The sequence below is a fragment of the Cylindrospermum stagnale PCC 7417 genome, from assembly GCF_000317535.1.
Classification (GTDB): Bacteria; Cyanobacteriota; Cyanobacteriia; order Cyanobacteriales; family Nostocaceae; genus Cylindrospermum; species Cylindrospermum stagnale.
Window position 1 is genome coordinate 1,934,687 of sequence record NC_019757.1, and the last position, 23,811, is coordinate 1,958,497.

Here is a 23,811-nt window from a genome sequence, read left to right on the forward strand (position 1 = left end):
CAAGGGAAAATCGACATGGCTGATATTTATGGTAAAAATAACGCCAACAATATCAAGGGTACTATTTTTCTTTTGTCATTTTTGGATAAATTAACAAATTTGCGACATTACAGCCAACGAAAATCCAAGGTTTCACCCCACTTTGACAGAAGATGTGTATAAAAATTCTATTTAATTTTTGAAAAAGATTACGAGAATACGGAATGCTGTATTAGTGTAATAGCAGACAATGAAAAAGCATCTACAAACCGCAATACTCTCCGCAGAAGTGGCAGCCGCGATGCTTCCAAATGAAATCAGCCAAAGGGCGATTTCCGAACTACAGGAATTTATAGCTGTGGGTTCAAATGCCCGTGAAGTGAGGAAAGCATTGGCAGTTAAGCTAGTTTATCAAGGCTACTTATATGAAGAAATTCAAAGAATTCTCAACGTGTCAATCGGTTCGATAACGGGTTGGAAACAAGCTTACCTTGCACATGGCATTGATGGACTGCGGCTTAACCACAAAGGGAGGAAGAGCTACCTGAGTGCTGAACAACGAGAAGATGTGTTAAATTGGCTGCAAACAAAAGATTCCTGGGAACTTGGGGAATTGGAGTATAAACTAGCCTTTGAGTATGGCGTAGTTTACGAGTCAAAACAAAGTTACTATGACCTGTTCCATGCAGCTGGAATCAGCTGGAAGAAAAGCAAAAAGTTAAAACCCAAATCTGACCCGGATAATGTTGCCGCAAAAAGCAAGAGATTGAAACAGTATTGGCAAACTACCGCTCCGAAATTGAACCGGGAAAATTGAGAGTATTACTAATTGATAAGTTTCATCCCATCTGGGGGGGCTTAAGCAGCTATGTGTGGGGAAAGCAGACCAGGAAATTACGCCCAATACGGTGAAATACCTCTGGGGTGGAAAGCATCGGGAAGGCGGATTGAGCGTGGATTATATCGGTCAGAAAACGGTTCAATTGTTAATGCTGACCTTAATGGTGCAGCAAATATTCTCAGAAAAGTAGCCAGCAATCTCAGCTTAGACTTAGGCTTACTGGGTAGACGGTCTTTGACAACCGTAGCGAGAGTTAGACTTTGGAAACTACCTAAGTTTACTCTGTCCGCAGAATCTCAGCGGCTTCAGCCCTGAGAGTGTCAATTATTAACTTGGATTAAGTTAATCAACATAGGTAACCGCGCTCTTTTTTTTGGCCCATGAAATGGCGATCGCTTTTCTATTCTCATCCCCACACTAAAGACAGTTGGGAAAACTCGTTTGGAGAATACGGTAAATAATCGGGGACAGAGATGCTAAATGCATCTTGATTCTTGCCTGCTGTTTTGATAGTGAAAAAAATACTTTTTGCGGGATTTACTAGGCTGACAATGTAGTATATATTAAGGCTAAACTGGAAATTTACATAGATAAAAATCCCATTACAGCCAACTGAGTTTAAAAGCTTGTCGTTGAAGTCAACTTTCGGCAATTAAGTTAACAATGTAGGGGTGTGAGCACACCCTTTTTTTGTTGGCAGATTACTTTGTAACAAAATTTGTAACAGCAACATTATTTAAGCGAACATTCGTCTAAATTGATGACACATCTAGGGGGAATCCCTGTATTTAGGGGTAATGTTGCTCAAAGATATCCGAGATTATCAAATTCTCTTTCTCAGCTTGTTCCTAGTCTTGGGAATTGGCACAAGAGACTGGACAATGCGACCGGAGTTGATTGTGGTAGCGATCGCCACTTGTTTATTAACTCAATGGCTATTGTCATTCACCCTCAAAGGACAAACGGCAAATATCCGCAGTGCCTTGATTACCTCTCTCGGACTTAGCCTATTGTTGCGAACTGACCACTGGACGACAATGGCAATAGCCGCAGTCATGGCGATCGCTAGCAAATTTATTTTCCAAGTCGGTGAAAAGCATTTTTTTAATCCTGCCAATTTTGGCATCATTTCTGTTTTAGTACTCACAAACGATGCTTGGGTTACGCCGGGACAGTGGGGTGAGGAATGGTGGTATGGGCTGCTGTTTGCTGGGACTGGGGGCATGATTTTGCAACGGGTTGGTCGCTGGGACACCACAGCGGCTTTTTTAGGCGCTTATTCCTTGCTGGAGGCGGTGCGTAATCTGTGGCTAGGTTGGACTTGGGATGTATACTTCCATCGCTTGATGAGCGGGTCTTTGCTGCTGTTTGCCCTGTTTATGGTAACTGATCCCCGGTCAATTCCCAATGCTCGAATTGGGCGGATTATTTGGGCGGTGTTGATCGCCATATTGACTTTTATTTTGCGGAATTATTTTTTTGTCTCCACCGCAGTTTTCTGGGCGCTGTTTGCCCTAGCCCCATTAACCATTCTCTTAGATACTCTCTGGTTAACCCCAGGATTTTCTTGGGTAAAAGCAGAGGGTGAAGCGGTAATTGGGGAAGTTTTGATCAAGGAGTGAGTTTTAACTCAATATCATTGAGGTATAAAAATGAAACATTTTCGATTCTTGGCTTCATTGCTGCTGTTATTTGTAGCTGTGCTATGCTTTGCGCCCGCAGCTTGGGCATTTTGTGGATTTTATGTGGCTAAAGCTGATGCCAAGCTATATAACAAGACTTCTCAGGTGGTGATGGCGCGGGATGGCGATCGCACTGTGCTGACAATGGCTAACGACTTTCAGGGCGAAGTCAAAGATTTTGCGATCGTTATCCCAGTACCGACGGTGCTGAAAAAAGAGCAAGTTCGCGTAGCCGAACCGAAGATTATCGAACGCTTAGATGCCTTTAGTGCGCCGCGATTGGTAGAATATTTTGACTCTGATCCCTGTGCCCCACTTTACGAAGACCGTGCAGGGAATATACCAGCACCTACAGCAGCAGCAAAACCTGCCCAAGAGAGTGCCAGACGCGATCGCAATTTGGGGGTCACAATTGAAGCGCGTTTCAACGTTGGTGAATACGACATTTTGATTCTCAGTGCCAAAGAATCTGGTGGACTAGAAACTTGGCTGAACCGCAATGGCTACAAAATTCCCAAAGGGGCGCAACAGTTACTTAAACCCTACGTTCGTTCCTCAATGAAATTCTTTGTAGCCAAAGTCAACCTAGATAAATTTGAGAAATCTGGCTACCAACTCCTGCGTCCACTGCAAATTTCCTACAAGTCGCCCAAGTTCATGCTGCCCATTCGTTTGGGAATGATCAACGCCACTGCCGAGCAGGATTTGATTGTTTACATCCTATCGCCGAAGGGACTCTCAGAAATCACCAACTACCGGACGGTGAAAATTCCCTCCAACGCCAATATTCCCATATTTGTCAAAAATGAATTTGGCGAATTTTATAAATCTCTATTCCAGACTTCCTACATCAAAGAAGACCGAAAAGTGGCTTTTGTCGAATACGCCTGGGATATGAGTAGTTGCGATCCCTGTTCTGCTGATCCCCTAACTCCAGAGGAACTGAAACAAGCAGGTGTATTTTGGCAGGATGATAATACAAGGGATATATCTGCACCCCCTGGCTTTCGTCGTCCCTTCCCGACAAGTAATGTTTTCATCACCCGTCTGCATGTCCGCTATACCCGTGACAAATTTCCTGAAGACCCGATGTTCCAAGAAACTGCCAACCGCGAATCTTTCCAAGGACGTTACATATTACAACATCCATTCACTGGTACACTCAAATGTCAAGCTGGCAGAGAATACCAGCGGTCTTTGCCCCAACGCTTTGAACAAGAAGCGCAAACCCTGGCCAAGTTAACCAACTGGAAAATTCAAGACATTCGCCAAAAAATGAAATTGACCGGAGGCTATCACAGAAACTCTTGGTGGGAAAATTTCGTCTCTTGGCTGGGATTTTAGTTAAGTGGGGAAACGCATTTATACCAGGAGCAAGTCTCCATCTCTGGTTGTGTTTTCCCCGCAAACAGATAAAAGTTTTGAGTTGACACTCTCAGGGAAGACAGCCGCTGAGATTCTTTAATCAAAGACATGACTTACTCAGATAGGATTTCTCCAACCTGAATAGAGGTCTTGTCTCCTAAAGCGTTGCTTGCGTCTAGCGCAAAAGTTCCCGTATGCCCTACGGTACTCAATCCTCGACTAAGGATATTTCTAGCTGCGTTTTCGTCCCTATCCATGACGCAGCCACTGAGCTTTACGCTTACCGGGTATTGCTGTAAAATTCTGTAAAATAAACAAAATACACAACAAAAATCATTTTCTAGAAAATTTTTATACGCAATACTAAGATATTCTTGCCTTCTTCGCCAAGATTGCTATGGTTGAATTCGATGAACAGCTACGCTGTTTAGTTGCCCAAGCCTGTGGACATCCACCTGGAAGCCCTCAGCGTCAAAAGCTGCTCACGCAAGTCATTCGCTTGACTACAAGTAAACTTTGGAGGGAAAGTACTCCCTACTATCAAGACGCACTCCAACAAACTTGGTTGTATTTTTGCCGCAACGTTTGTGAAGGTCTGACAGGTCAAACCTATGACCCCACTTATGGCAGCATCATCACTTGGTTAAATGCTTATCTGAAACGCAGATTACAAGACTTTTACCTCACCCAGCACCAAGAAACAGCCACAATAGTCTCTGTCAAGATCCGTCAGGGTGACAACAATGATGTTATTGACCCTGTAGATAACTTAGCTGCCTCACCCCAAGCCCCCCCCATTCTGGAAAACTTGGAGATTTGGGTAAAGAAAGACTCGGATGGAGAACTGCGCGGTACTTACATTAAAGAACGTCCAGACGTAAATTGTCAGGTATTAATTCTGAAACGCCTACCTCCAGAAGTTAGCTGGCGAGAATTGTCTGCGGAATTCGGGCTGTCAATTCCCACATTAAGCAGTTTCTATCAGCGTCAATGTCTCCCCCGCTTGCGTAAATTTGCTGAATTTGAGGGCTATTTATGAAGATTCGAGGGCATTCGGCATTATCTGAGACAGGAAAGAGACCAATTCAATAATTACTCTTTGTCCCCTACTCTTGGCTCCCTGCCTGCTTCCAGTTTGGTAAAACTCCCTTATCAGGTACTTCTTGCCATGCCGATGAATACAGTAAATAGGCTTTCTGTGTCCAATTTTGTCAAAGTTAAAAGGCTAAAAGCAATTCGGTTGCTTTTGTACTTCTTAACGGTTTTGCTGTGCGTTCTTGGTTCCCCTGTCCTGGCAAGAGTTCCGGAAATTAATACTTCATCCAAACTGCCAATCAATGGTACTAATGCTCCAATACTAGAGGCTGCCCCAGCGTCACTACTACAACAGGGCAAAGTGTTATATGATTCGGGAAAGTTTGCACAGTCCGTGCAAGTGTTAAAGCAGGCAGCCCAGGAATACCAACAACAGGGCGATACCCTCAGACTTGCTGCTACTCTCAGCAATACTTCCCTAGCTTACCAGCAACTCGGTGAATGGACTCAGGCGAAGCAGGCAGTTAAAGATAGCTTAAAGTTGCTAGAGGGACAGGATAAAAGCCAAAATTTACAAGTATTAGCCCAGTCACTAGATATCCAAGGTCGTCTGCAACTATTAATGGGACAGCCAGAAGCCGCTTTGGCAACTTGGAAGCAGACAGAAGAAATTTATCAACAAGCAGAAAATCAAAGCGGTGTAGTGCGATCGCTCCTCAATCAAGCACAAGCGTGGCGAACTCAGGGTTTTTACCAACGTGCTGTAGAAAAACTAGAACTTGTGTATCAGAAATTACAATCTCAACCAGATTCTCTAGAAAAGGCCATAGGGGGGCGATCGCTCGGTGATACTTTTTTGTTAATGGGTGAGCCAGAAAAGTCGCTCAAGGCACTAGAAGAAAGTCTAGCAATTGCTCAACGCTGGCGATCGCCAGTTGATATTGGAGCCAGTTTTTTCAGCTTAGGGAACTACGCCCGGACAATAAAGCAAACAGAGCAGGCAATCGACTACTATCAACAAACAGTCGCAGCATCTCCTTTACCCTTGACAAAAGTCCAGGCACAACTAAATCACCTCAGCCTACTGATCGAGACGAAAAACTTGGCAGCAGCTCAAACCTTATTACCCTTGATTCAATCCCAACTCGATCAACTCCCCCCCAGTCGTGCCAGCGTCTATGCTCACATCAACTTTGCCCAAAGTTTGATCAAAGTTAGAACTGCTGAGTCGAGGATGGTAAGTAATAGTTCTCCTTCAGTATTCACTACTAAAGATTCAGCTCTATTACTCGCTAGAGCCAACCAGCAAGCCCGCAGTTTAGGTGACAAGCGGGCAGAGGCTTATACACTGGAGAGTCTGGGCGGCTTGTACGAGAAGACTGGACAGATATCATTCGCACAAAATCTCACCCAGCAGGGATTACTTCTAGCTCAGTCCGGCAATGCACCAGAAATTGCTTATCGCTTGCAGTGGCAGTTAGGCAGATTACTGCGGGTACAAAAAGACATCAAAGGTGCGATCGCGGCCTATGATACTGCTGTAGAAACCCTCCAGTCCCTCCGCAGTGACCTAGTAGCAGTTAATCCAGAGGTGCAATTCAACTTTCGAGACAGTGTAGAACCAGTGTATCGACAGTCAGTAGAGTTACTGTTGCAAACCCAAGAAGAAAAACAGGACGAAACAATACTAGAGAAAGCAAGAGAGCGGATTGAAGCCCTACAATTGGCAGAATTAGACAACTTCTTTCGGGAAGCTTGTCTGCAAGGTCAGAAAGTATCTCTCGATCAATTGGTAGACAAAGATAATCCGACTACCGCTATTTTTTATCCAATTATTCTTCCCCAACAAGTCCAGGTCATTGTCAAAATTCCCAATAAACCCCTGCGGCATTACAGAACCAAAATTCCCCAAGCAGATGTAGAAAAAACACTAACACAACTGCGAGCTGATCTTGTCAGTCCCTCGGCACTCAAAGCGGTCAAAATCCAGTCACAAAAAGTTTATAACTGGCTGCTCCAACCGATTGAGTCAGAATTGCTGGCCAGTGAAGTAAAGACGCTGGTGTTTGTGCTAGATGGGCCGTTACGCAACTTACCAATGGCATCTCTCTATGATGGCAAACAATTTTTAGTAGAGAAATATGCGATCGCCCTCAGCGTTGGATTGCAACTCCTTGATCCTAAACCGTTAGTGCCACAACTGCTAAAAGCCCTAACTGCTGGCTTAACCCAGCCCCCGCCAGAGTTTTCCCGATTTTCACCCTTGCCAGCCATCAAATCTGAATTAAAACTCATTGCTCAAGCCGGAGTGGCGACCACCAGCTTACTGGATGAGCAGTTTACCCAAAACGCACTCAAGAGTGAGATTAATGCAACTCAATTTAATGTCGTGCATTTAGCAACACACGGTGAGTTTAGTTCCCGTGCTGAAAACACCTTTATCTTGGCTGCTGATAGTCCAATCAAAGTTAAGGATTTCGATCAGCTCCTGAGCAATCAAAATCAAACCAAAATAGAATTATTAGTTTTGAGCGCCTGTCAGACAGCCGCCGGAGATAACCGCGCCGCCCTTGGTCTAGCAGGGGCAGCAGTCAGAGCGGGGGCACACAGTACTGTGGCCTCCCTGTGGCAGATAGATGATGAATCGACGGCCTTATTTGTAGGTGAATTCTATCGACAACTCAAAAGCAGCAAGGTCACTAAAGCCGAAGCTCTCCGCCGTGCACAGCTACACCTACTAAAACATCCGAACTACAACACACCAGGGTTTTGGGCTGCCTATGTGCTAATTGGTAATTGGCTTTAACCACATCCATAACTGATTTTTTCGCATAAATTTCGTGAATGCGAGCGATATGTGTATAACCCCATTGATGACTCGGTACTGAACCATGACTAACACCACCTATCAGCTAGACGATTTTGCTTTAACCTTGCCAATTACCCAAAAAGCTATTAAAACTGCCCAGGAGTTTGCAAGCCAACAGCCTACTTCTGAAAAAGCAGAGCAAGTTAGGCTGAATACACTGGCTGTGTGGGTGGTGAATGACTATATGCAAATGATGGCAATTCCCACTGATCTTGAAGCCAGTGACAGTTGGAACCATATTTTGCGCTGCTGTACAAATGTGGCTGACTTGGAGTTACCCTCAGTTGGACGCCTGGAATGTCGTCCTCTGCTTCCAAATCAGCAGATATGTTCCATTCCCCCAGAGACATGGGAAGAGCGGGTGGGTTATGTAGTAGTAAAAATTGACGAATCGCGCCAAGAGGTAAGACTAATGGGTTTTGTTCCTCATGTTGCTACTGAAGAACTACCTTTAAGTCAACTGCAACCCCTCGAAGCCTTAATCGAACACTTGGGACAACTGAGTTTTGTCTCTCATGTTGCCACTGAAAAATCGCCTTTAAATCAACAGCAATTCTCCGCTGCCTCAATCAAGCAACCCAGACAAATGAAGCAATTGGTGAATCTAAGTCAGTGGTTTGCCGGTATATTTGACGCAGGCTGGCAAAGTATTGAATCCTTATTAAACACACCAGAACTCACCCCAGCTAATGCCTTTCGCCGGTTAGAAATTGTTGAAAAAAATGTCCCACAACAACCAGACATGGCAAAATTGATTGATCTGGGTCTTAAAGGCTACAACCAACCTGTTATCTTAAAAGTCGAAATCTGCCCCGAAGCTAACCAACAAACTGGTATTTTCCTCAAGTTATGGCCCACAGGTAATCAAATACACCTGCCACAAGGATTAAAGTTGACCGTTCTAGATGGGTCAGGATCAGTGCTTCTGGCCGCTCAAGCCAGAAAATCCGATAACTACCTACAGTTGAAGTTAAGCGGTGAACCTAAAGAACAGTTTAGTGTTATGGTAGCCTTAAATGATACTAGTGTCATGGAAGAATTCATCATTTAAAGCCAGCAGATTTCCATAGCTCTGTGAGTAATTGGTAATTACCAGTCCTAGAAAGTTGAAGACGCAATAACTGAGTCATGGGTAAGTTAGTGGTGTTGAAATTCGGAGAGGGTAGTTTTGACCAGGGGTTTGCAGTTACTCTCCAGATTGGCGAAGAACGCGAGCGCCCCTCAACAGAAATATCGGGGAAGCTACCTCCATCACCGGAAATGCCATTGCACTATAGCCATTGGCAGTCTAGTTATCGACAGTTGGGTAACCGTTATCGCCTACATGCTGACAATGACCAGGTAACGAATGTGTCCATGACACAAGAGTGTGAGAATAGTGCTTGTATTTTACGGGCACACATCAACCACTGGCTCCAAGCAACGGAGTTTCGTTCCCTACGGGAGAAATGGCTGGAAAGATTATCGCCCTCAGAAGAATTACGGGTGATAGTACAAACAGAAAATAGCCAATTGCAACGATTACCTTGGCATCTTTGGGACTTGCTGGAACGCTACCCGAAAGCTGAACTTGCTTTGTCTTCGCCGACCTACGATCACATTCAGAAGCCACACACTCCCAACCCGTTGGTAAACATTCTGGCAATTTTGGGCAATAGTCAGGGGATTGACACCGACGCTGACCAAGCTTTACTACACCAATGTAATCACGCAAAAGTCAAGTTTGTGGTAGAACCACAGCGCCAAGAATTGACAGACCATCTCTGGGGAAACAACTGGGATATTCTGTTCTTCGCCGGACATAGTTCCAGTCAAGAAAATGGCGAATTTGGGCGGATCTACCTGAATAAAACCGATAGCCTGACAATCAGCGAGTTAAAGTATGCACTCAGAAAAGCCATTGAACGTGGCTTGCAGCTAGCAATTTTCAATTCTTGTGATGGGTTGGGGTTGGCGCGAGAACTAGCTGATTTGCAAATTCCTCAGATCATCGTCATGCGTGAACCCGTGCCAGATAAAGTGGCCCAGGAGTTCTTAAAGTATTTTCTCCAAGGTTTTGCTAGCGGTGAAACTTTATATCAAGCAGTGCGGCAAGCGCGGGAAAGGTTGCAAGGGCTGGAAGATAGATTTCCTTGTGCAACTTGGCTCCCAGTGATTTGCCAAAATCCGGCGCAGATACCACCCACTTGGGACGAGTTAAGGGACAAAAACGACGAAAAATTAATTCCTCCACCCCCACCCCCCGGGCACCCCTTGAAGGTGGCGTTGCTATCGAATCTGTTGATCACTGCCTTAGTCTGTGGGGTGAGGATTTTGGGACTGCTACAAAGTGGAGAGCTAAAAGCCCTAGATCAGATGATGCGATCGCGCCCTGATGAGGGCGTTGATCCGCGCCTGTTAGTAGTGACAATTGACGATCAAGACCTGGCAAATCAACGGCAAAATGGCGAGTATTTAAAAGGAACTTCCCTCTCCGATAAATCTCTCAACAAACTGCTGGCAAGATTTGAGGAGTACAAACCCAGGGCCATTGGCTTGGATATCTACCGTGATTTTTCCGCTGAACAGCCAGAATTAAGCTCTCGTCTCCAGCAGACTGGAAACTTGATTGGGGTGTGTAAGGGGAGCGATACCACAGCCAAAACCAAAGGCATTAAGCCACCGCCAGAAATCCCCAAGGAAAATTTGGGATTCAGCGACTTCATTCATGATGATGATGGGGTTGTGCGTCGGCATCTGATGTTCATGAACCAAGAGGCTGCCTCCTTGTGTTCTGCCCCCTATGCTCTGAGTACACAATTGGCATTCCGTTATCTATCGGCATTAGGAATTAAAGCTAGCTTCACTACACAAGGTGATTTACAACTGGGCGATACGGTTTTTTCCTCTCTTAAGTCTCGCTCTAGCGGTTATCAAATCGAGGCCAAGGGACAAATCTTACTTAACTATCGTTCCTCAAAGCAGATAGCTGAACAGGTGACGCTAACGCAATTTTTAGCTGGTCAAGTGAACCCGAGTGCGATCAAAGACCGGATTGTTTTGATTGGCGTGACGGCAAAAGGAGATTCTCCAGATACCTGGTCTACGCCCTACGGAACTTTCTTAGACCAACAAATGCCAGGAGTACTGGTGCAAGCGCAAATGGTCAGCCAAATCCTCAGTGCTGTCCTGGATAAGCGTCCCTTACTGCGAGTTTGGCCACTCTGGGTTGAGATGGTTTGGATATGGAGCTGGTCTGTGGGGGGGGTACTGCTTGTTTGGCGGTGGCGATCGTTTACTCAAGTGGCATTGGTAGTTGGTATCACCTCTGGCGTTCTGTACATACTTTGCTTTAGTTTATTAATCTGGGGGACTTGGGTGCCATTTGTGCCATCAGCTTTGTCGTTGGTCGGGACAGTGGGCTTGATATCAACTCAAAATTCAAAATTCAAAAGCTGAAATACCTAGGGCTGGTTCAAAACTTGATGTTTTAAGTGCTGATTTTCAAGTCTCCCTGTCGTGTTTCTGGTTATTGCTGAATCCAAAAGATTTTTTTACGGAAGGGAAAATTTTTATGAAGCCAAGTTCACAACCAATAAAACTGTTTTTAGCACTAACCCTGAGCGGCACCAGCTTCCTGGGTAGCCTGACCGCAGTTTTAGCGAAACCAGCCCCACTAAAGTCTGGTCGCCTACTTAGCGATCGCACTAATAGCAAAACGGTTACCGCTCAAATCGCCAGCTTTAATTTACCCGCACCTCCGCCAGGTCCTTCTCCTGGTGGGCGTTCCCGTGGAGGAGCCAAGCGTGGTGAGTGTCCAAAAGTCAATACTGAACTCACTGCATTAGTGCCATTTACCAAGAAAGGCAAGGAACCCGATTACGTGACCGATGTTTGGGGATTAACGACTGAAGAAAACCCAACCTGGTTATTCTATGTGCCATATACCAAGGCTTCTGCCTATACAGCTGAATTTGTCTTGCAAGATGAGCAAGATAACTCTATCTACCAAATAGTGCCTCTTTCCCTACCAGATCAGCCAGGAATCATCCGCGTTTCTCTGCCTGCCAATACTTCCCGGTTAGAAGTGGGCAAACGATACCGTTGGTTTTTAACCGTCAACTGTAACCAAAACAAGGAATCACTACCAGTTTATGTTTATGTTGCAGGTGTAATTCAACGAGTCAACCTCAGTCAGGAAGTTGCCCAAAAGCTAAAAACAGCAACACCGCAACAACAAGTTGCCATATACGCCCAAAATGGCGTCTGGCATGAAGCACTAACGAAACTAGCAGAACTGCGCCAGCAATATCCCCAAGATCTAGCACTTCAGGCAGAGTGGCAAAATTTGTTGGCGAGCTTCCAATTTGATGATGTTGCAGCAGAACCTATTGTCTCAGCAAAGCCTTAGAGAATTTGTTGACTCTCTTGTTTCTGCCTCGGATACTGGGGACGGCAGGGGTTTCCCCAACAAACCTGCCCAGAGGGCATGTGCGTAAAAACATTACTACGAGCGCCAATTACAGCATTAGCCCCGATTTGCACTCCTGAACCCAAGAAGCAATATGCTGCCACCCATGCCCCATTGCCAATAGTGATCCCCGCTGTTTTCAAACCGAAAGCAGGGTCTTGGATATCATGGCTCCCAGTACAGAGATAACTTTTTTGAGAAATGACGCAGTGTGTACCGATGTGAATTTCATCAAGGCTGTATAAAACTACGTCATCTCCAATCCAACTGTAGTCGCCAATGGTGATTTTCCAAGGGTAAGTAAAGCGGGCTGTGGGTCGAATCAATACGCCCTTGCCAACGTGAGCACCAAATAGCCGCAGGATGGCACAACGCAAAATATTTAGTGGTTGGGGAGTCAAGGGAAAGGCGATCGCCTGCACCAGCCACCATATTAAAATATACCAACCTGGACGCCCCCGATCAAACCAAGATTGGTCATACTTGCGTAAATCTACAAAAGGTTCATCATTAGTCATTAGTCATTAGTCATTAGTCATTAGTCATTAGTCATTAGTCATTAGTCATTAGTCATTGGTCATTGGTCATTAATCATGGTTCAACTTTTTCTAAGTTGCTGTTTGCTCAATTTCTTGAGTTAAGGATGGCGTAGCAGATTTAGGAGTGATTGCAGTATTTAGCTGACCACCACAGTTGCGTAATTCGTAAAGTTTCACCCCAATTTGATATTCATATTGACTCAGTAGGCGTCCATAAACATATCCAGCTTTGCCATCCAAAAAACCGCGCTGAATAATGTAGAACAAAATAAACCGCAATAATGGTTTAAATGGTAAGCGTACCCATATTTTTTTCAGAAAGCGCTTACGTTGCACCGCATCACCAAATAAATTAGCGCCAATAGTGCCGCTTCCATCCTTACCTGTAAGCAAATTAAGATAAACACGGGCTTCCCAGTTAGAATAGCGGTTATGTCTTTCTAACCAGTGATACAGGTTGCGGAAGTCTTCGTGGAGCATATCATTTTTGAGATAGCCAACTTTTCCCTGTAAGATAACGTGTTCGTGAACTTCGTTGTCACCAGTGTTGGGAATATCTTCAGTATTGAGGTTTTCGTAGCGGCCTTTTTGATGTTTAAATAAACGTAAATTCCAATCGGGATATTTTCCCCCGTGGCGAATCCATTTTCCTAAGAAAAATACACGGCGGTTGAGGTAGTAACCTGCATATTCGTCATTGCGAATTACTTGATCAATTTCTTCCCAAAGTTCAGGGGGGATGCGCTCATCACAATCTACAATCAGTACCCATTCGTTGCGAAAAGGAAGGTTATCTAGTGACCAATTTTTCTTTTTCGGCCATTGTCCATTAAAATCGAATTGCACGACGTTTGCACCATAACTCTCAGCAATTTCGACGCTCTTGTCACTACTTTGAGAATCTACCAGAAATATTTCATCTGCATTCTGAAGACTGGTGAGGCAGGCAGGCAAGTTTGCTTCTTCGTTTTTTCCGGGAATGATTACGGTGACTGGGATTTTTGATGACATATAAGTTATTATTTCTTATTTCTTATTTGCTGTAGATAACAGACCTTGAATAGCAGCGTTTAAGTAACCAATCTGACCATAGGCATAAACCAGTTTATCAAAGCGTTCTGCTGGATCAGAAAAATATTGCAATGCTTTATATAATCCACGCAAAAACCTTTCGCCACCCCGTGGCAATTGAGAAATACCAGCTTTGCCCGCGAGTTGTTCCCGATAGCACTCACTAATACCCTGCCACCAGCCTCGGTTTAAAAACCAGGAGCGGTTGAGACGCTCTGGGGCGACATTGTGAGCAACTATGGCTTCTGGAAGATAAGCGACCTGCCAGCCACGCTCTAAGGCAAATTCGGTCATTTGCAGTTCTTCATTAGATAATAAGTTTTTGCCCACACGTCCAAGGTGAACATCAAAACCACCAATTTCTTCCAAAAAACTGCGACGGATGGAGTAATTCAAGCCTCTGGGGGTAGAACCAGGCTGATCAATGTAGATTATGCTATCCCCCAAGTCGTATGCCCCCAAATTTCCGGCTAATCCGGGCGATAACCAGCGTGGTGGTTGGATTCCTTGGGGCCATAATAGAGTAACTTTGCCGCCGGCGATCGCTATTTTTGAATTATTTTGATAGGCAGAATACAAAACTTGTAGCCAGCCAGGGCTAGCTACGGCATCGTCATCCAAATAAGCAAGAATCTCACTTCTAGCAAGTCTGGCACCAGTGTTGCGGGCGACAGACAAACCGATGATGGGTTCAAATATATACTTCAGGCGGGAATTGGCGGCTCTTTGTTCTACAACTTCACGGGTGCGATCGCTAGACCCATTATCTACCACCACAACTTCAAAGTCAGCAGCAAAATCCTGCCCTAAAAGGCTATCAATCGCCGCACCTAAATAGGTATCTCGATTATGAGTACAAATAATGGCAGAGATTTGGGTTTCTGGCATGGGGTTGATTGTGCATTTTAAATTTTGAATTTGAGATCGAATCGCCAATCTAATAATCGCCTATTGCCTGTTAATTTAAAACAAAAATGAACAATCCACCAACCGAGGTTTTGCGGAAATAATCTCTTAAACTTCACGCTTGTTGGATGTGGCTGTGTAAAACTACAAGAGTTTCAGCCAGTTGACCCAGACGAGTTTCTAGATATTGCTTGCGTCCTAGGAGTTGGCGTAATTTTTGGTAACGGGCGATCGCAATTCCAACCGTGGGAACCTGATCTGGTGGACATGGACGCGACCAGACTTTACCCGCAGTATCCAAACCACAAAGGCGGTAGCCCTGAAGGGGTGATTGATAGGATACTGTGCTACCATTTCCGCAAATTTCTTCTACGTAGTTCATCAGGCGGTCAACTTCTGCATGACGCAGAGTTGCTGTTCCAGCCTGTTCTGGTTCTGGCGGATTCGATTCTAACCAGCCATTAACAATCGGACCTTCTAAATAAATGTCTTGAATTTGCTGGAGGATTTTTTGCAGTTCTACTTGCCAATTGGCGACTGTTTCCTGAATTTCTTGCAATAAATTCATTGCCAGAGCCGGATTGGCTCCATGACGATGGCTACTGAAGCTGGGAGTTTTAAATTTGGGTAAGCTAGGTGTTTTGCTACCGCCGTCTTGTGCAGGAAAGGTCTGCACAGATTCATGTTGGGGAAATAAATTTGTTTCTGGGGGATCGCTATTTGCGGTATCTGGGCTGAGGTCAACTGTCTTTATTTCCTCATCAGATGAAGACGGTGTATGTACTGTGGATTCGGTGGCGCTGATACTGATCCTAAAGGAGAAAGACCGCTTGGCTGAATCACCTGCTTCTGCCGATAGGGCAGTGCCACGATTCCCTAAATCATGTAGAGTAGCTTCAATGCGTTTTAAGCCTGCTTTCATAAAAATAACCTCAAGTTTTCTGTCCCCAGTGGCGTTGAATAATTGACAATAGAGTTGTTAAAAGGGCAAATATTGAGTGACTTTTCCTGATTCTATAGCGGGAATAATACTTTAAGGCAGACTATTATTATAAATTTTCACAGCAAGGGTGCAAAATCTATGGGAGTCCGATTTGATTAATAAACTTACTTGTGTAGGCAGGCAAGAGGCACTCCGACAATAAGCAACAGGGTTCTAGAAGATTAAGGAGTACGTCATTTTTTTTTGAAAAAAAATATTATTCTTATACATACTATCGGAAACAGTGATGAAAACCGACACAGCAAGTTTATCTGCTGTCAAATCTGGTAGAATTACCATTAAATTAATATGAGCAAAGTTATTTTGGTTACAGGTCCAGCACGCTCAGGTAAAAGTGAATGGGCAGAAACTTTAGCCATGCAGTCAGGAAAAACAGTAGTTTACGTAGCAACAGCTAGTGATCACCCAGATGATCAAGAGTGGCAGCAACGCATTCAAAAACACCAAAAACGCCGTCCTCAAGATTGGGTGACTCTCTGGGTACCCGTGGAACTGTCTGCTACCCTGGCTGATGCCAAACCAAATACCTGCCTTTTGGTTGATTCTTTGGGAACTTGGGTGGCTAATCTTTTAGAACAAGACGACCAGAAATGGGAAAACACCCTCTCAGAGTTGCTAGAAACAGTGCAGTTGGTCGCAGCTGATATGCTATTTGTAGCCGAAGAAACAGGTTGGGGTATAGTGCCAGCTTATCCCCTTGGAAGGAAATTTCGCGATCGCCTTGGTTCTTTAGTACGCCAGTTAGGTGCAACCTGTGAAGCCGTTTATTTAGTCACTGGCGGCCATGTTCTCAATCTCAGCCTTCTTGGTTCAACCTTACCAGTACCAAAGTCTTAATTCAAAATTTAAGATTCAACAACTAAAATTTCCCAACTAAAATCTAAAATTAGGCTATGGCAACCAAACAAGAAGTAAAAGGATATCTTGCCTACTGGTTTCAGTTAGGGAAGAAAGTTATGGCGAGCAACGGTAAAACAAGCTTTTTGCCGCAACAAGTGCTAAAAGGCGATCGCTATAGTCAAGAGTTTGAAGAGTGCTGGCAAAGCATCCTCTCACCGCAAACTGGTGACTGTTACCTGGAGGGCACCCATGAAACTATTGCCGAACTGCTGACACCAGCATGGGAGATGCTACCTTGCGGACGTTGTGCTATGCCAGTACCCATACGCAGCGTTGGCATGCCAGCATTGTTATGTCCTTGTAATAATCTACCCAACTGGCCTAATACCGAACTGCCCCAGCCGCGAAGCCCGGTTAGCACTCCAGAGCAACTAACAGCGATTTGCGAGCGGCTGATCGATAATCTTCCGTTGATTAGCCCTCACCAAGCAGCTGACAAGCCTTGAGAGACGGACTACATTACTCCTGTGGTTTCCCTACAAACAATCACAGGGTCTCTGTTTGCCCGGTTGAAATAAAATTAGCTTTTCCAATTTGACAACGCCGGGTTTACTCAGTACGAGAGATAGCCCTCCAAAATCATGTCCAGTTGAAAATTTCTAATAACCGCTATTGTGGGCAATTTGACGCACATGATATGAGGTAAGCGTTGGCAAGCAGCTTTGTTAGCGATTCTGCTTTAGTACTGCCACATTTAGATGGATGAAATCTAGAAAATCGGGTGTCTTGAGGTTAGAGCAAGGAAATCTCAGTCTGAAGGTAAACATAAACTCAGTTTGTTAACTTATAGTGGAACAAAAAATTTTATTTACTAGCTGAATACTTGGGAAGATATTGATTAACCTCTTGGAAGTAAACAGGCCAAAGAGGGATTTTTATTTTTTGTATTTTTCAGAAATTGCACTGGCTTAATTATGTAATTGAGGTTTGTAAACCTGGTAATTAAGTTTGCATAAAATGTAAATGAATTAGCTATTTACTTGGCGGTATTGTATTAACAAGCGGGGAGTTAAGCAGCCAGAAAGTGGTGATTTACTCTCAGCGATAATCCAAATCAAGGAAACTTCTACCATGTCTTACGAACTATTTACCGAATTGTCTGTCGAACAACAAGAAGTTGTATCTGGTGGTTCAGTTGGCACAAAAGTTGAGGATTATCTAAACACTAACTTCTACCAACAAAATTTCACCCTCATTAGCGATGTATCCTCCAACAAGAATGGTAGCCAGATTAAACAATACACAACTTCTGAGAACATCAAGACTGACGCTAGCAAGTATTACAAGCTCAAATTAGCATAAGTTATCGTTCTCATATAAGTCAGTAATTAGATTAGGCAATAAGTTTTATTTAATTTATTGCCTAAACAAAATTACATCACTTCTCCTGCCTTCTAAATTTTACGCCAAACGCTTTTCTAGCTCAATGTGTAAATTAGAAGTTTAGTTTAGTACGGGGAAAAAACATAAAGTCATTGCATTCTGTTTTCATTCTAATCGATATCGATTTTGCTTTTTGGTCAGCTATCAGCTATAAAGTATTTCCGGAGATGAGATTAATTAATACCTCTTGCTGATAGCTGACCCCTTCTACTAACACATCAATGTGTCATATTCGTGTTTTAGAAACCTGTATATAGTACTAGATAGCTGAGTCAACACAATGTCTGATAACATCAAAAACCAAAATTCGGATTTATTTATCGTATTGTCTGAGCAGGAACAAGAAGCCGTATCTGGCGGTTTTTTTTCTAACTTAAAACCATTTCGTTTAGTTTTTAACAAGATAGATATAGAGACTTATGCTAGTCAAGAAAATAATATTTCCGTAGGAGATATTGTTTTTAATAACAAACAAGAAACTAGATATAAGTTTTCGCAAATAAATTTAAAATTTAGAAATTAAATATTCTATAATTTTAAGTACTGCAATTTAGCTGAACTAGTTAAATTTTGAGCAGTAGAAACATTTTTATCCTGCTATATTGTAGTATAAGCTTCATCATATAAATTGATAGCCAAAATAATTTTCGTTGCTGTTTTTTATCTTTTATTATGTTCAATAATTCCAGAAATATATATACAGAATGACATTACCTCTGTCTTCTGATTTTTTCTGTAGGGTGCTTTGCTTATGAAATATCAGTTTGTTAAACAGCATAGTGAAGAAGACTGTGGGGCTGCTTGCCTTGCTGCTATTGCCAAACATTATGGACGAAGTTTTACCCTCAACCACGTCCGTGAAGCCGTAGGCACCGGACAATTTGGAACAACTTTATTAGGGCTAAAGCGGGGAGCAGAAACACTTGGGTTTAATGCTCGTTCAGTCAAAACTTCAGCAGAACTTCTCGACCGAATGAATGAAGCACCTTTACCAGCCATTATTCACTGGAAAGGGAATCACTGGGTCGTTTTATACGGCAAGAAAGGCAAAAAGTGTCTAGTTGTCGATCCAGCAGTAGGCATCCGTTATCTCTCTAAACAAGACTTAGCAGAAGGTTGGACAGATTGGTTAATCCTGTTACTGGAACCAGATCCAATTCGCTTTTTTGCCCAAAAGGATGATCAAATTGGTGGCTTTTGGCGTTTCTTCAAGCGCGTCTGGATTTATCGAGCCATTTTAGCTCAAGTCTTACCCCTGAATTTGCTCTTAGGATTGCTATCTTTAGCTTCCCCTTTTCTGCTACAACTACTCACCGATGATGTCCTGGTTCGGGGTGATACCAATTTACTCACTACTGTGGCAATTTCCGTAGTAGTGATGAATTTGATTTCTAATAGCCTTTCATTTGTGCAGTCTAACTTAATTGCTCACTTTGCTCAGCGTCTGCAACTGGGGCTAGTTCTAGAATTTGGGCGGCAAATTCTTAGATTACCTTTAAGTTATTACGAAGCTCGTCGCAGTGGCGAAATCGTTAGCCGCTTGCAAGATATCGCACAGATTAATCAATTAGTTGCTCAAGTCGTTATCAGTCTACCCAGCCAATTTTTTATTGCGCTAATATCTCTAGGCTTGATGATTTTTTATAGCTGGAAACTTACCGCTGTAGGTTTAATTTTTGCTGTGGTGATGACCCTATCTACTATTGTGTTTCAGCCGACTTTGCAGCAAAAAACCCGTGAGCTTTTAGTTACAGAAGCAGAAACACAAGGTATTTTAGTAGAAACCTTTAAAGGCGCACTTACTCTCAAAACTACCACATCTAGTCCGCAATTCTTGGATGAATTACAAAGCCGATTTGGTCGGCTTGCTGCCATCACATTTAACACAATGCAAATTGGCATTATTAATAATACATTTTCTAGTTTTATTTCTGCTATTGGTGGCATTATTTTGCTCTGGTTTGGCGGCAATTTGGTAATTAACCCGATTGAAAATCTGAGTATAGGGCAACTACTTGCATTTAACTCAATGAACGGTAATTTTTTAGGATTAATTGGTACTATTATCAGTTTTGTTGATCAATTTACTCACGCGAGAACTGCCACACAACGTCTGACAGAAGTTATAGATGCCACCCCAGAAAATCAAGGCGATGGTAAGAAACCTTTTGCTAATATTTCTAATGATGCTGACATAGTTTTCACTAAGATTAACTTTCACTATATGGGTCGGCTTGACCTAATAGAAGATTTTTCTTTAACAATTCCTGGTGGTAAAGTTACTGCACTAATTGGTAAATCTGGTTGTGGTAAAAGTACTTTAGCTAAACTAATTGCTGGATTATATCCACTGCAATCGGGCAATATTCAGATTGGACTTTATAACCTACAAGATCTTTCTCTTGATTGTCTCCGGCAGCAGGTGGCACTTGTCCCCCAAGATGCTCACTTTTGGAGTCGTTCTATCGTAGAGAACTTTCGCTTAGGAGCACCTTATGTTACCTTTGAGCAGATTGTCAAAGTTTGCCAAATTGCTGAGGCTGATGAATTTATTAGTAAACTTCCTGAAAAATATCAAACTATTTTGGGTGAATTTGGCGCTAATATTTCTGGTGGACAACGGCAACGATTGGCAATAGCACGAGCTATTGTCACAGATCCACCTATTCTAATTTTGGATGAGTCAACTGGTGGACTAGATCCAGTGAGTGAAGCTCAAGTTTTGGATCAATTATTTAAGCATCGCCGAGGTAAAACCACGATTTTAATTACCCACCGTCCCAGGGTAATTAATCGGGCTGATTGGGTTGTATTGCTAGATCAGGGAAGGTTAAAACTTCAAGGTTATTTGGAGGATCTACGAGCCAAACCAGGAGACCATTTGGATTTTTTAATTCCTTAATTATATAAAAATAATATGCTCTACACCCATAATCAAAAACTCCTACCATCGATTCAAACTGAGGAATTTCTTCCTCCTATTAGCCGTTGGACATCCTTAGCAGGAATGATTCTCGTCGGGACTGTTGTTGCTGGAGTTAGCCTCTCTTCATGGGCGAAATACAATGTAACGGTAAAAGCGGCTGCTACTGTGCGTCCTATGGGTGAAATTCGTCTGGTGCAACCGGAAAAGGACGGCACTGTTAAAAGTATTTTCGTTAAAGAAAATCAAATTGTCAAACAAGGGGATGAGATTGCTTATCTTGATACTGAGCAACTGCAAATCAAAAAGAGCCAACTGCAAGACAATATTCAACAGGCTAGGTTACAAATAATTCAAATTTATGCCCAAAACAGGGATTTAGAAGCCCAGATTCTAGCTGAGGGGAGAGTAATAGCGCGAACTGTTGCATCCGCCAAAGCAGATTTAGCCCGCAACCAATGGGACTATCAAACGCGCCAAATTACCGCTCAAAGCGAATTGCTGGCAGCAGAGGCAAGCTTGGAAAAAGCAAAGGCAGATTTGCAAAAAGCCCAAGCAGATTTAGAATTTGCGAAGATGGATCGCGATCGCTATGAGCAGCTAGCGCAAATTGGTGCAATCGGTCGGCGTGAATTTGAGCAGAAAAAACTAGTCGTTGAGCAGACAGAATTAATACTTAAAGCCGAAAAACAAGTTGTTAACATTGCCAAAGCTAAAGTTCAATCAGCTAAAGCAGCTATCAATCCTACTACGGCAACAATTACGATTGCCCGAGAACGCATTGCCCAAGAAACTGCTAGAGGTGAAGCAACAATCGCTACTTTGAACCAAGAAAAACAATCTTTAATTCAGCGACGAGTTGAAATGCAAAACCAAGTCAAGCAATATCAAAAAGAACTCCAGCAACTGGAAATGCAACTGCAAAGTAGCATTATTCGCGCCACCAGTGACGGCATCATCCTCAAGCTAAATTTACGAAACCCTGGTCAAGTAGTGCGTGCAAGCGAATCTATTGCTGAAATCGTTCCTCAGAATAGTCCTCTAGTAATTAAGGCGATGATTCCTACAGCAGAAATTCAAAAAGTTACAGTTGGTCAAAAAGTGCAATTGCGCGTTGATGCTTGCCCCTATCCTAATTACGGCACTCTTAATGGTGTTGTCAACGCTATTTCTCCAGATGTAATCACACCTCAAATCAGTAATATAGGTGTAGCAATACCAGTTTCTACAACTCCTGTTACCAGCTATTTTGAAGTGACAATTAAACCTGACACTATTTCGTTTGGAAATGGTAAATACCAATGCCGTATTCAACCAGGCATGAATGCCAAAGCCGATATTATTTCTAAAGAAGAAACAGCGCTAAATTTTATGTTGAAAAAAGCAAGATTAATAACTGATTTATGAATATAAATGGTACTCTGTAGTAATTTTTGCTAACATTGAATTTTTTGTGGCAGAACCAGGCATTTTTATCATTTATAAACGAATCCACATAGATTAATATCACGTCCAATTTCTTAAAAAGATAGGGACAACCAAAAAAATAGCATATTTAGCTAGATTTTAAAGCTTAGAAAGACAATTAATTTGAAATAAATTTTCATCTGCCATTGAAAATAAATAAATCTGATGGTAAATTGAAAAATAATAGAAATTTACTACAAACAAACTTAGTCTTTATCTTCTAGTTAGATTAAATTTAAATTAAAGGGCAAAATTGCAAATTCAATTTAGTAACATAAATTAATTATATGATGGTAATGGCTATTTTTTTTAGATTTTTAAATAAAAACCTCATAAATTCAGCATATATTTGCTAAGTTCACAACTTTTAACCTTAATAAAATGTTTTCATAGTAATAGTAATTTACTGCTTGTTCGGTACTAATACAAGTAAGTATCACTCATAACTCTGCCTTAATGCCTTCACCGGATATCTACGCAAATGTTATAAATATAGCCGTGAAATGCCATATCACTAAAAAATTATAAGTAATACAATCAAATATAAGCAGATTTGTTTACGTAGATTAAAAGCAAAAGATGTTAGTTACATAATCAATCAGTAGGCTGTTATTATGAAACTAGCTTTTTCTGAGAAGGCATTGCTAAAAATTCTGGTAATTGATGACCATGAATCAGTTTTGGGCGGAACAGTAGATGTACTGCAAAGACACTATCCAGGGGCTGAATTTTTCACCGCTATCAATGCTAACAAAGCTCTCACTCAACTGACTACTTCACAGCCCGATCTTGTGGTTATGGATCTTTCAATTCCAGAAAAATCTAAAGTGACAGCACGCCCCGATATAGGTGTTCAACTCCTCAGAATTCTGATGAAAGACTACCCCAACCTAAATATTGTTGTCCAAAGCGCTCATATCAGAACACTGGTGAGGGTTAGACCTGATATTGATATTCATAAGGGAGGATTTACAGTCGTGGATAAAAGTCTTTCCACCGAAGAAATGTTGACTAGAGTTGATTGGGCATTACAGGGATTAACTCATACAAAGGATATCAAAGGAATCCATTGTGGATTAGAGGTAAAACCGGAGTGGCTTAGGGTTTTAACATTAGCATTTGAAGAAGGATTGCAAGATAAGACAATTGCTGAAAGAATGCGCATATCAGAACGCATGGTGCGTCATTACTGGAGTAAGCTACAAGATGCTTTAAACGTTTATCCTGAAGAAGGCAAAAATATTCGAATTCAAACTGAAATACGAGCTAGGACAGAAGGGTTAATTGATTAACCGAGAGTCGCTCGCTAATAAATTGTCATTAGTCATTAGTAAGAGTTTCATCTGTTGATTGGCGAATACCGAGAGACTAATGACTAAAGCATCAATATTAGGAAAT

General features: G+C 42.6%; 19 protein-coding genes and 2 pseudogenes. 16 read left to right on the top strand and 5 right to left on the bottom strand.

All coding sequences use genetic code 11. The features are described 5' to 3' along the window. Nucleotides 1–229: 229 nt before the first annotated feature. From CYLST_RS07950 to CYLST_RS07965, 4 genes and pseudogenes are all read left to right on the top strand, one after another. A pseudogene (locus CYLST_RS07950) lies at nucleotides 230–876 on the top strand (helix-turn-helix domain-containing protein); the annotation flags it as partial. Next, nucleotides 848–1,135 carry a hypothetical protein gene (locus CYLST_RS34295; protein ID WP_051056107.1) on the top strand — a complete coding sequence of 96 codons (288 nt, stop codon included), beginning with the start codon at nucleotides 848–850 and terminating at the stop codon, nucleotides 1,133–1,135. The pseudogene CYLST_RS07950 and the gene CYLST_RS34295, both read left to right, overlap by 29 nt. A gap of 482 nt (nucleotides 1,136–1,617) precedes the next feature. Next, nucleotides 1,618–2,442 (top strand): RnfABCDGE type electron transport complex subunit D, encoded by an 825-nt coding sequence (locus CYLST_RS07960; protein WP_015207194.1) that lies wholly within the window; start codon nucleotides 1,618–1,620, stop codon nucleotides 2,440–2,442. A 30-nt stretch (nucleotides 2,443–2,472) separates the two neighbouring features. Next, complete coding sequence (locus CYLST_RS07965) at nucleotides 2,473–3,846, top strand: DUF2330 domain-containing protein (protein WP_015207195.1); 1,374 nt, start codon at nucleotides 2,473–2,475, stop codon at nucleotides 3,844–3,846. 134 nt (nucleotides 3,847–3,980) lie between these two features. Here the strand turns inward: CYLST_RS07965 and CYLST_RS35810 are convergent. Then, nucleotides 3,981–4,133 (bottom strand): annotated as a pseudogene (locus CYLST_RS35810) (RNA-guided endonuclease TnpB family protein); the annotation flags it as partial. 131 nt (nucleotides 4,134–4,264) lie between these two features. On the opposite strand from CYLST_RS35810, the gene CYLST_RS07970 reads away from it, so the two are divergent. From CYLST_RS07970 to CYLST_RS07990, 5 genes are all read left to right on the top strand, one after another. Continuing rightward, nucleotides 4,265–4,906, top strand: a complete 642-nt coding sequence (locus tag CYLST_RS07970) for a hypothetical protein (RefSeq protein WP_015207196.1) — start codon at nucleotides 4,265–4,267, stop codon at nucleotides 4,904–4,906. 129 nt (nucleotides 4,907–5,035) lie between these two features. Next, nucleotides 5,036–7,708 carry a CHAT domain-containing protein gene (locus CYLST_RS07975; RefSeq protein ID WP_015207197.1) on the top strand — a complete coding sequence of 891 codons (2,673 nt, stop codon included), beginning with the start codon at nucleotides 5,036–5,038 and terminating at the stop codon, nucleotides 7,706–7,708. An 85-nt stretch (nucleotides 7,709–7,793) separates the two neighbouring features. Then, the gene (locus CYLST_RS07980; protein WP_015207198.1) at nucleotides 7,794–8,822 is read left to right on the top strand and encodes a DUF1822 family protein; all 1,029 of its coding nucleotides are present in this window, start codon (nucleotides 7,794–7,796) and stop codon (nucleotides 8,820–8,822) included. A 77-nt stretch (nucleotides 8,823–8,899) separates the two neighbouring features. Then, on the top strand, nucleotides 8,900–11,209 hold the full coding sequence (locus tag CYLST_RS07985; RefSeq protein ID WP_015207199.1) for a CHASE2 domain-containing protein: 2,310 nt from the start codon (nucleotides 8,900–8,902) through the stop codon (nucleotides 11,207–11,209). A gap of 115 nt (nucleotides 11,210–11,324) precedes the next feature. Next, nucleotides 11,325–12,161, top strand: coding sequence for a DUF928 domain-containing protein (locus tag CYLST_RS07990; protein WP_015207200.1), 837 nt, complete (start codon nucleotides 11,325–11,327; stop codon nucleotides 12,159–12,161). Here CYLST_RS07990 and hpsU read toward each other — a convergent pair. The 4 genes from hpsU to CYLST_RS08010 all read right to left on the bottom strand — a co-directional run bounded on the left by hpsU (nucleotide 12,158) and on the right by CYLST_RS08010 (nucleotide 15,659). Continuing rightward, the gene (hpsU, locus tag CYLST_RS07995; RefSeq protein ID WP_015207201.1) at nucleotides 12,158–12,739 is read right to left on the bottom strand and encodes a hormogonium polysaccharide biosynthesis acetyltransferase HpsU; all 582 of its coding nucleotides are present in this window, start codon (nucleotides 12,737–12,739) and stop codon (nucleotides 12,158–12,160) included. The genes CYLST_RS07990 and hpsU overlap by 4 nt on opposite strands. A gap of 90 nt (nucleotides 12,740–12,829) precedes the next feature. Further along, the gene (locus CYLST_RS08000) at nucleotides 12,830–13,771 is read right to left on the bottom strand and encodes a glycosyltransferase family 2 protein (protein ID WP_015207202.1); all 942 of its coding nucleotides are present in this window, start codon (nucleotides 13,769–13,771) and stop codon (nucleotides 12,830–12,832) included. A 15-nt stretch (nucleotides 13,772–13,786) separates the two neighbouring features. Further along, on the bottom strand, nucleotides 13,787–14,719 hold the full coding sequence (locus CYLST_RS08005; protein ID WP_015207203.1) for a glycosyltransferase family 2 protein: 933 nt from the start codon (nucleotides 14,717–14,719) through the stop codon (nucleotides 13,787–13,789). Nucleotides 14,720–14,852: 133 nt separating this feature from the next. Next, the gene (locus tag CYLST_RS08010; RefSeq protein ID WP_015207204.1) at nucleotides 14,853–15,659 is read right to left on the bottom strand and encodes a hypothetical protein; all 807 of its coding nucleotides are present in this window, start codon (nucleotides 15,657–15,659) and stop codon (nucleotides 14,853–14,855) included. Nucleotides 15,660–16,028: 369 nt separating this feature from the next. Here CYLST_RS08010 and cobU point away from each other — a divergent pair, with 369 nt between their 5' ends. From cobU to CYLST_RS08045, 7 genes are all read left to right on the top strand, one after another. Continuing rightward, nucleotides 16,029–16,577: a bifunctional adenosylcobinamide kinase/adenosylcobinamide-phosphate guanylyltransferase gene (cobU, locus tag CYLST_RS08015; RefSeq protein ID WP_015207205.1), complete on the top strand. Its 549-nt coding sequence runs from the start codon at nucleotides 16,029–16,031 to the stop codon at nucleotides 16,575–16,577. Between the two features lie 56 nt (nucleotides 16,578–16,633). Further along, nucleotides 16,634–17,086, top strand: a complete 453-nt coding sequence (locus tag CYLST_RS08020) for a hypothetical protein (protein ID WP_015207206.1) — start codon at nucleotides 16,634–16,636, stop codon at nucleotides 17,084–17,086. 625 nt (nucleotides 17,087–17,711) lie between these two features. After that, entirely contained in the window at nucleotides 17,712–17,942 is a 231-nt protein-coding gene (locus tag CYLST_RS08025) for a CTB family bacteriocin (protein WP_015207207.1), read from the top strand. A gap of 361 nt (nucleotides 17,943–18,303) precedes the next feature. Continuing rightward, nucleotides 18,304–18,546, top strand: a complete 243-nt coding sequence (locus tag CYLST_RS08030) for a hypothetical protein (protein ID WP_015207208.1) — start codon at nucleotides 18,304–18,306, stop codon at nucleotides 18,544–18,546. Between the two features lie 228 nt (nucleotides 18,547–18,774). Continuing rightward, nucleotides 18,775–20,925 (top strand): peptidase domain-containing ABC transporter, encoded by a 2,151-nt coding sequence (locus CYLST_RS08035; RefSeq protein WP_015207209.1) that lies wholly within the window; start codon nucleotides 18,775–18,777, stop codon nucleotides 20,923–20,925. 15 nt (nucleotides 20,926–20,940) lie between these two features. Continuing rightward, on the top strand, nucleotides 20,941–22,353 hold the full coding sequence (locus CYLST_RS08040) for a beta-barrel domain-containing protein (protein ID WP_015207210.1): 1,413 nt from the start codon (nucleotides 20,941–20,943) through the stop codon (nucleotides 22,351–22,353). A gap of 674 nt (nucleotides 22,354–23,027) precedes the next feature. After that, nucleotides 23,028–23,705, top strand: coding sequence for a response regulator transcription factor (locus CYLST_RS08045; protein WP_015207211.1), 678 nt, complete (start codon nucleotides 23,028–23,030; stop codon nucleotides 23,703–23,705). The last annotated feature ends 106 nt before the right edge of the window (nucleotides 23,706–23,811 follow it).

Bases quoted from the DNA above. Each gene is read 5' to 3' on its own strand.
- cobU (WP_015207205.1), top strand. From the start codon at position 16,029: ATGAGCAAAGTTATTTTGGTTACAGGTCCAGCACGCTCAGGTAAAAGT.
- CYLST_RS07990 (WP_015207200.1), top strand. From the start codon at position 11,325: ATGAAGCCAAGTTCACAACCAATAAAACTGTTTTTAGCACTAACCCTG.
- CYLST_RS08030 (WP_015207208.1), top strand. From the start codon at position 18,304: ATGTCTGATAACATCAAAAACCAAAATTCGGATTTATTTATCGTATTG.
- CYLST_RS08005 (WP_015207203.1), bottom strand. From the start codon at position 14,719: ATGCCAGAAACCCAAATCTCTGCCATTATTTGTACTCATAATCGAGAT.
- CYLST_RS07960 (WP_015207194.1), top strand. From the start codon at position 1,618: ATGTTGCTCAAAGATATCCGAGATTATCAAATTCTCTTTCTCAGCTTG.
- CYLST_RS08025 (WP_015207207.1), top strand. From the start codon at position 17,712: ATGTCTTACGAACTATTTACCGAATTGTCTGTCGAACAACAAGAAGTT.
- CYLST_RS08045 (WP_015207211.1), top strand. From the start codon at position 23,028: ATGAAACTAGCTTTTTCTGAGAAGGCATTGCTAAAAATTCTGGTAATT.
- CYLST_RS08040 (WP_015207210.1), top strand. From the start codon at position 20,941: ATGCTCTACACCCATAATCAAAAACTCCTACCATCGATTCAAACTGAG.
- CYLST_RS07985 (WP_015207199.1), top strand. From the start codon at position 8,900: ATGGGTAAGTTAGTGGTGTTGAAATTCGGAGAGGGTAGTTTTGACCAG.
- CYLST_RS08020 (WP_015207206.1), top strand. From the start codon at position 16,634: ATGGCAACCAAACAAGAAGTAAAAGGATATCTTGCCTACTGGTTTCAG.
- CYLST_RS07965 (WP_015207195.1), top strand. From the start codon at position 2,473: ATGAAACATTTTCGATTCTTGGCTTCATTGCTGCTGTTATTTGTAGCT.
- CYLST_RS07980 (WP_015207198.1), top strand. From the start codon at position 7,794: ATGACTAACACCACCTATCAGCTAGACGATTTTGCTTTAACCTTGCCA.
- CYLST_RS08035 (WP_015207209.1), top strand. From the start codon at position 18,775: ATGAAATATCAGTTTGTTAAACAGCATAGTGAAGAAGACTGTGGGGCT.
- CYLST_RS08010 (WP_015207204.1), bottom strand. From the start codon at position 15,659: ATGAAAGCAGGCTTAAAACGCATTGAAGCTACTCTACATGATTTAGGG.
- hpsU (WP_015207201.1), bottom strand. From the start codon at position 12,739: ATGACTAATGATGAACCTTTTGTAGATTTACGCAAGTATGACCAATCT.
- CYLST_RS34295 (WP_051056107.1), top strand. From the start codon at position 848: ATGTGTGGGGAAAGCAGACCAGGAAATTACGCCCAATACGGTGAAATA.
- CYLST_RS08000 (WP_015207202.1), bottom strand. From the start codon at position 13,771: ATGTCATCAAAAATCCCAGTCACCGTAATCATTCCCGGAAAAAACGAA.
- CYLST_RS07975 (WP_015207197.1), top strand. From the start codon at position 5,036: ATGCCGATGAATACAGTAAATAGGCTTTCTGTGTCCAATTTTGTCAAA.
- CYLST_RS07970 (WP_015207196.1), top strand. From the start codon at position 4,265: ATGGTTGAATTCGATGAACAGCTACGCTGTTTAGTTGCCCAAGCCTGT.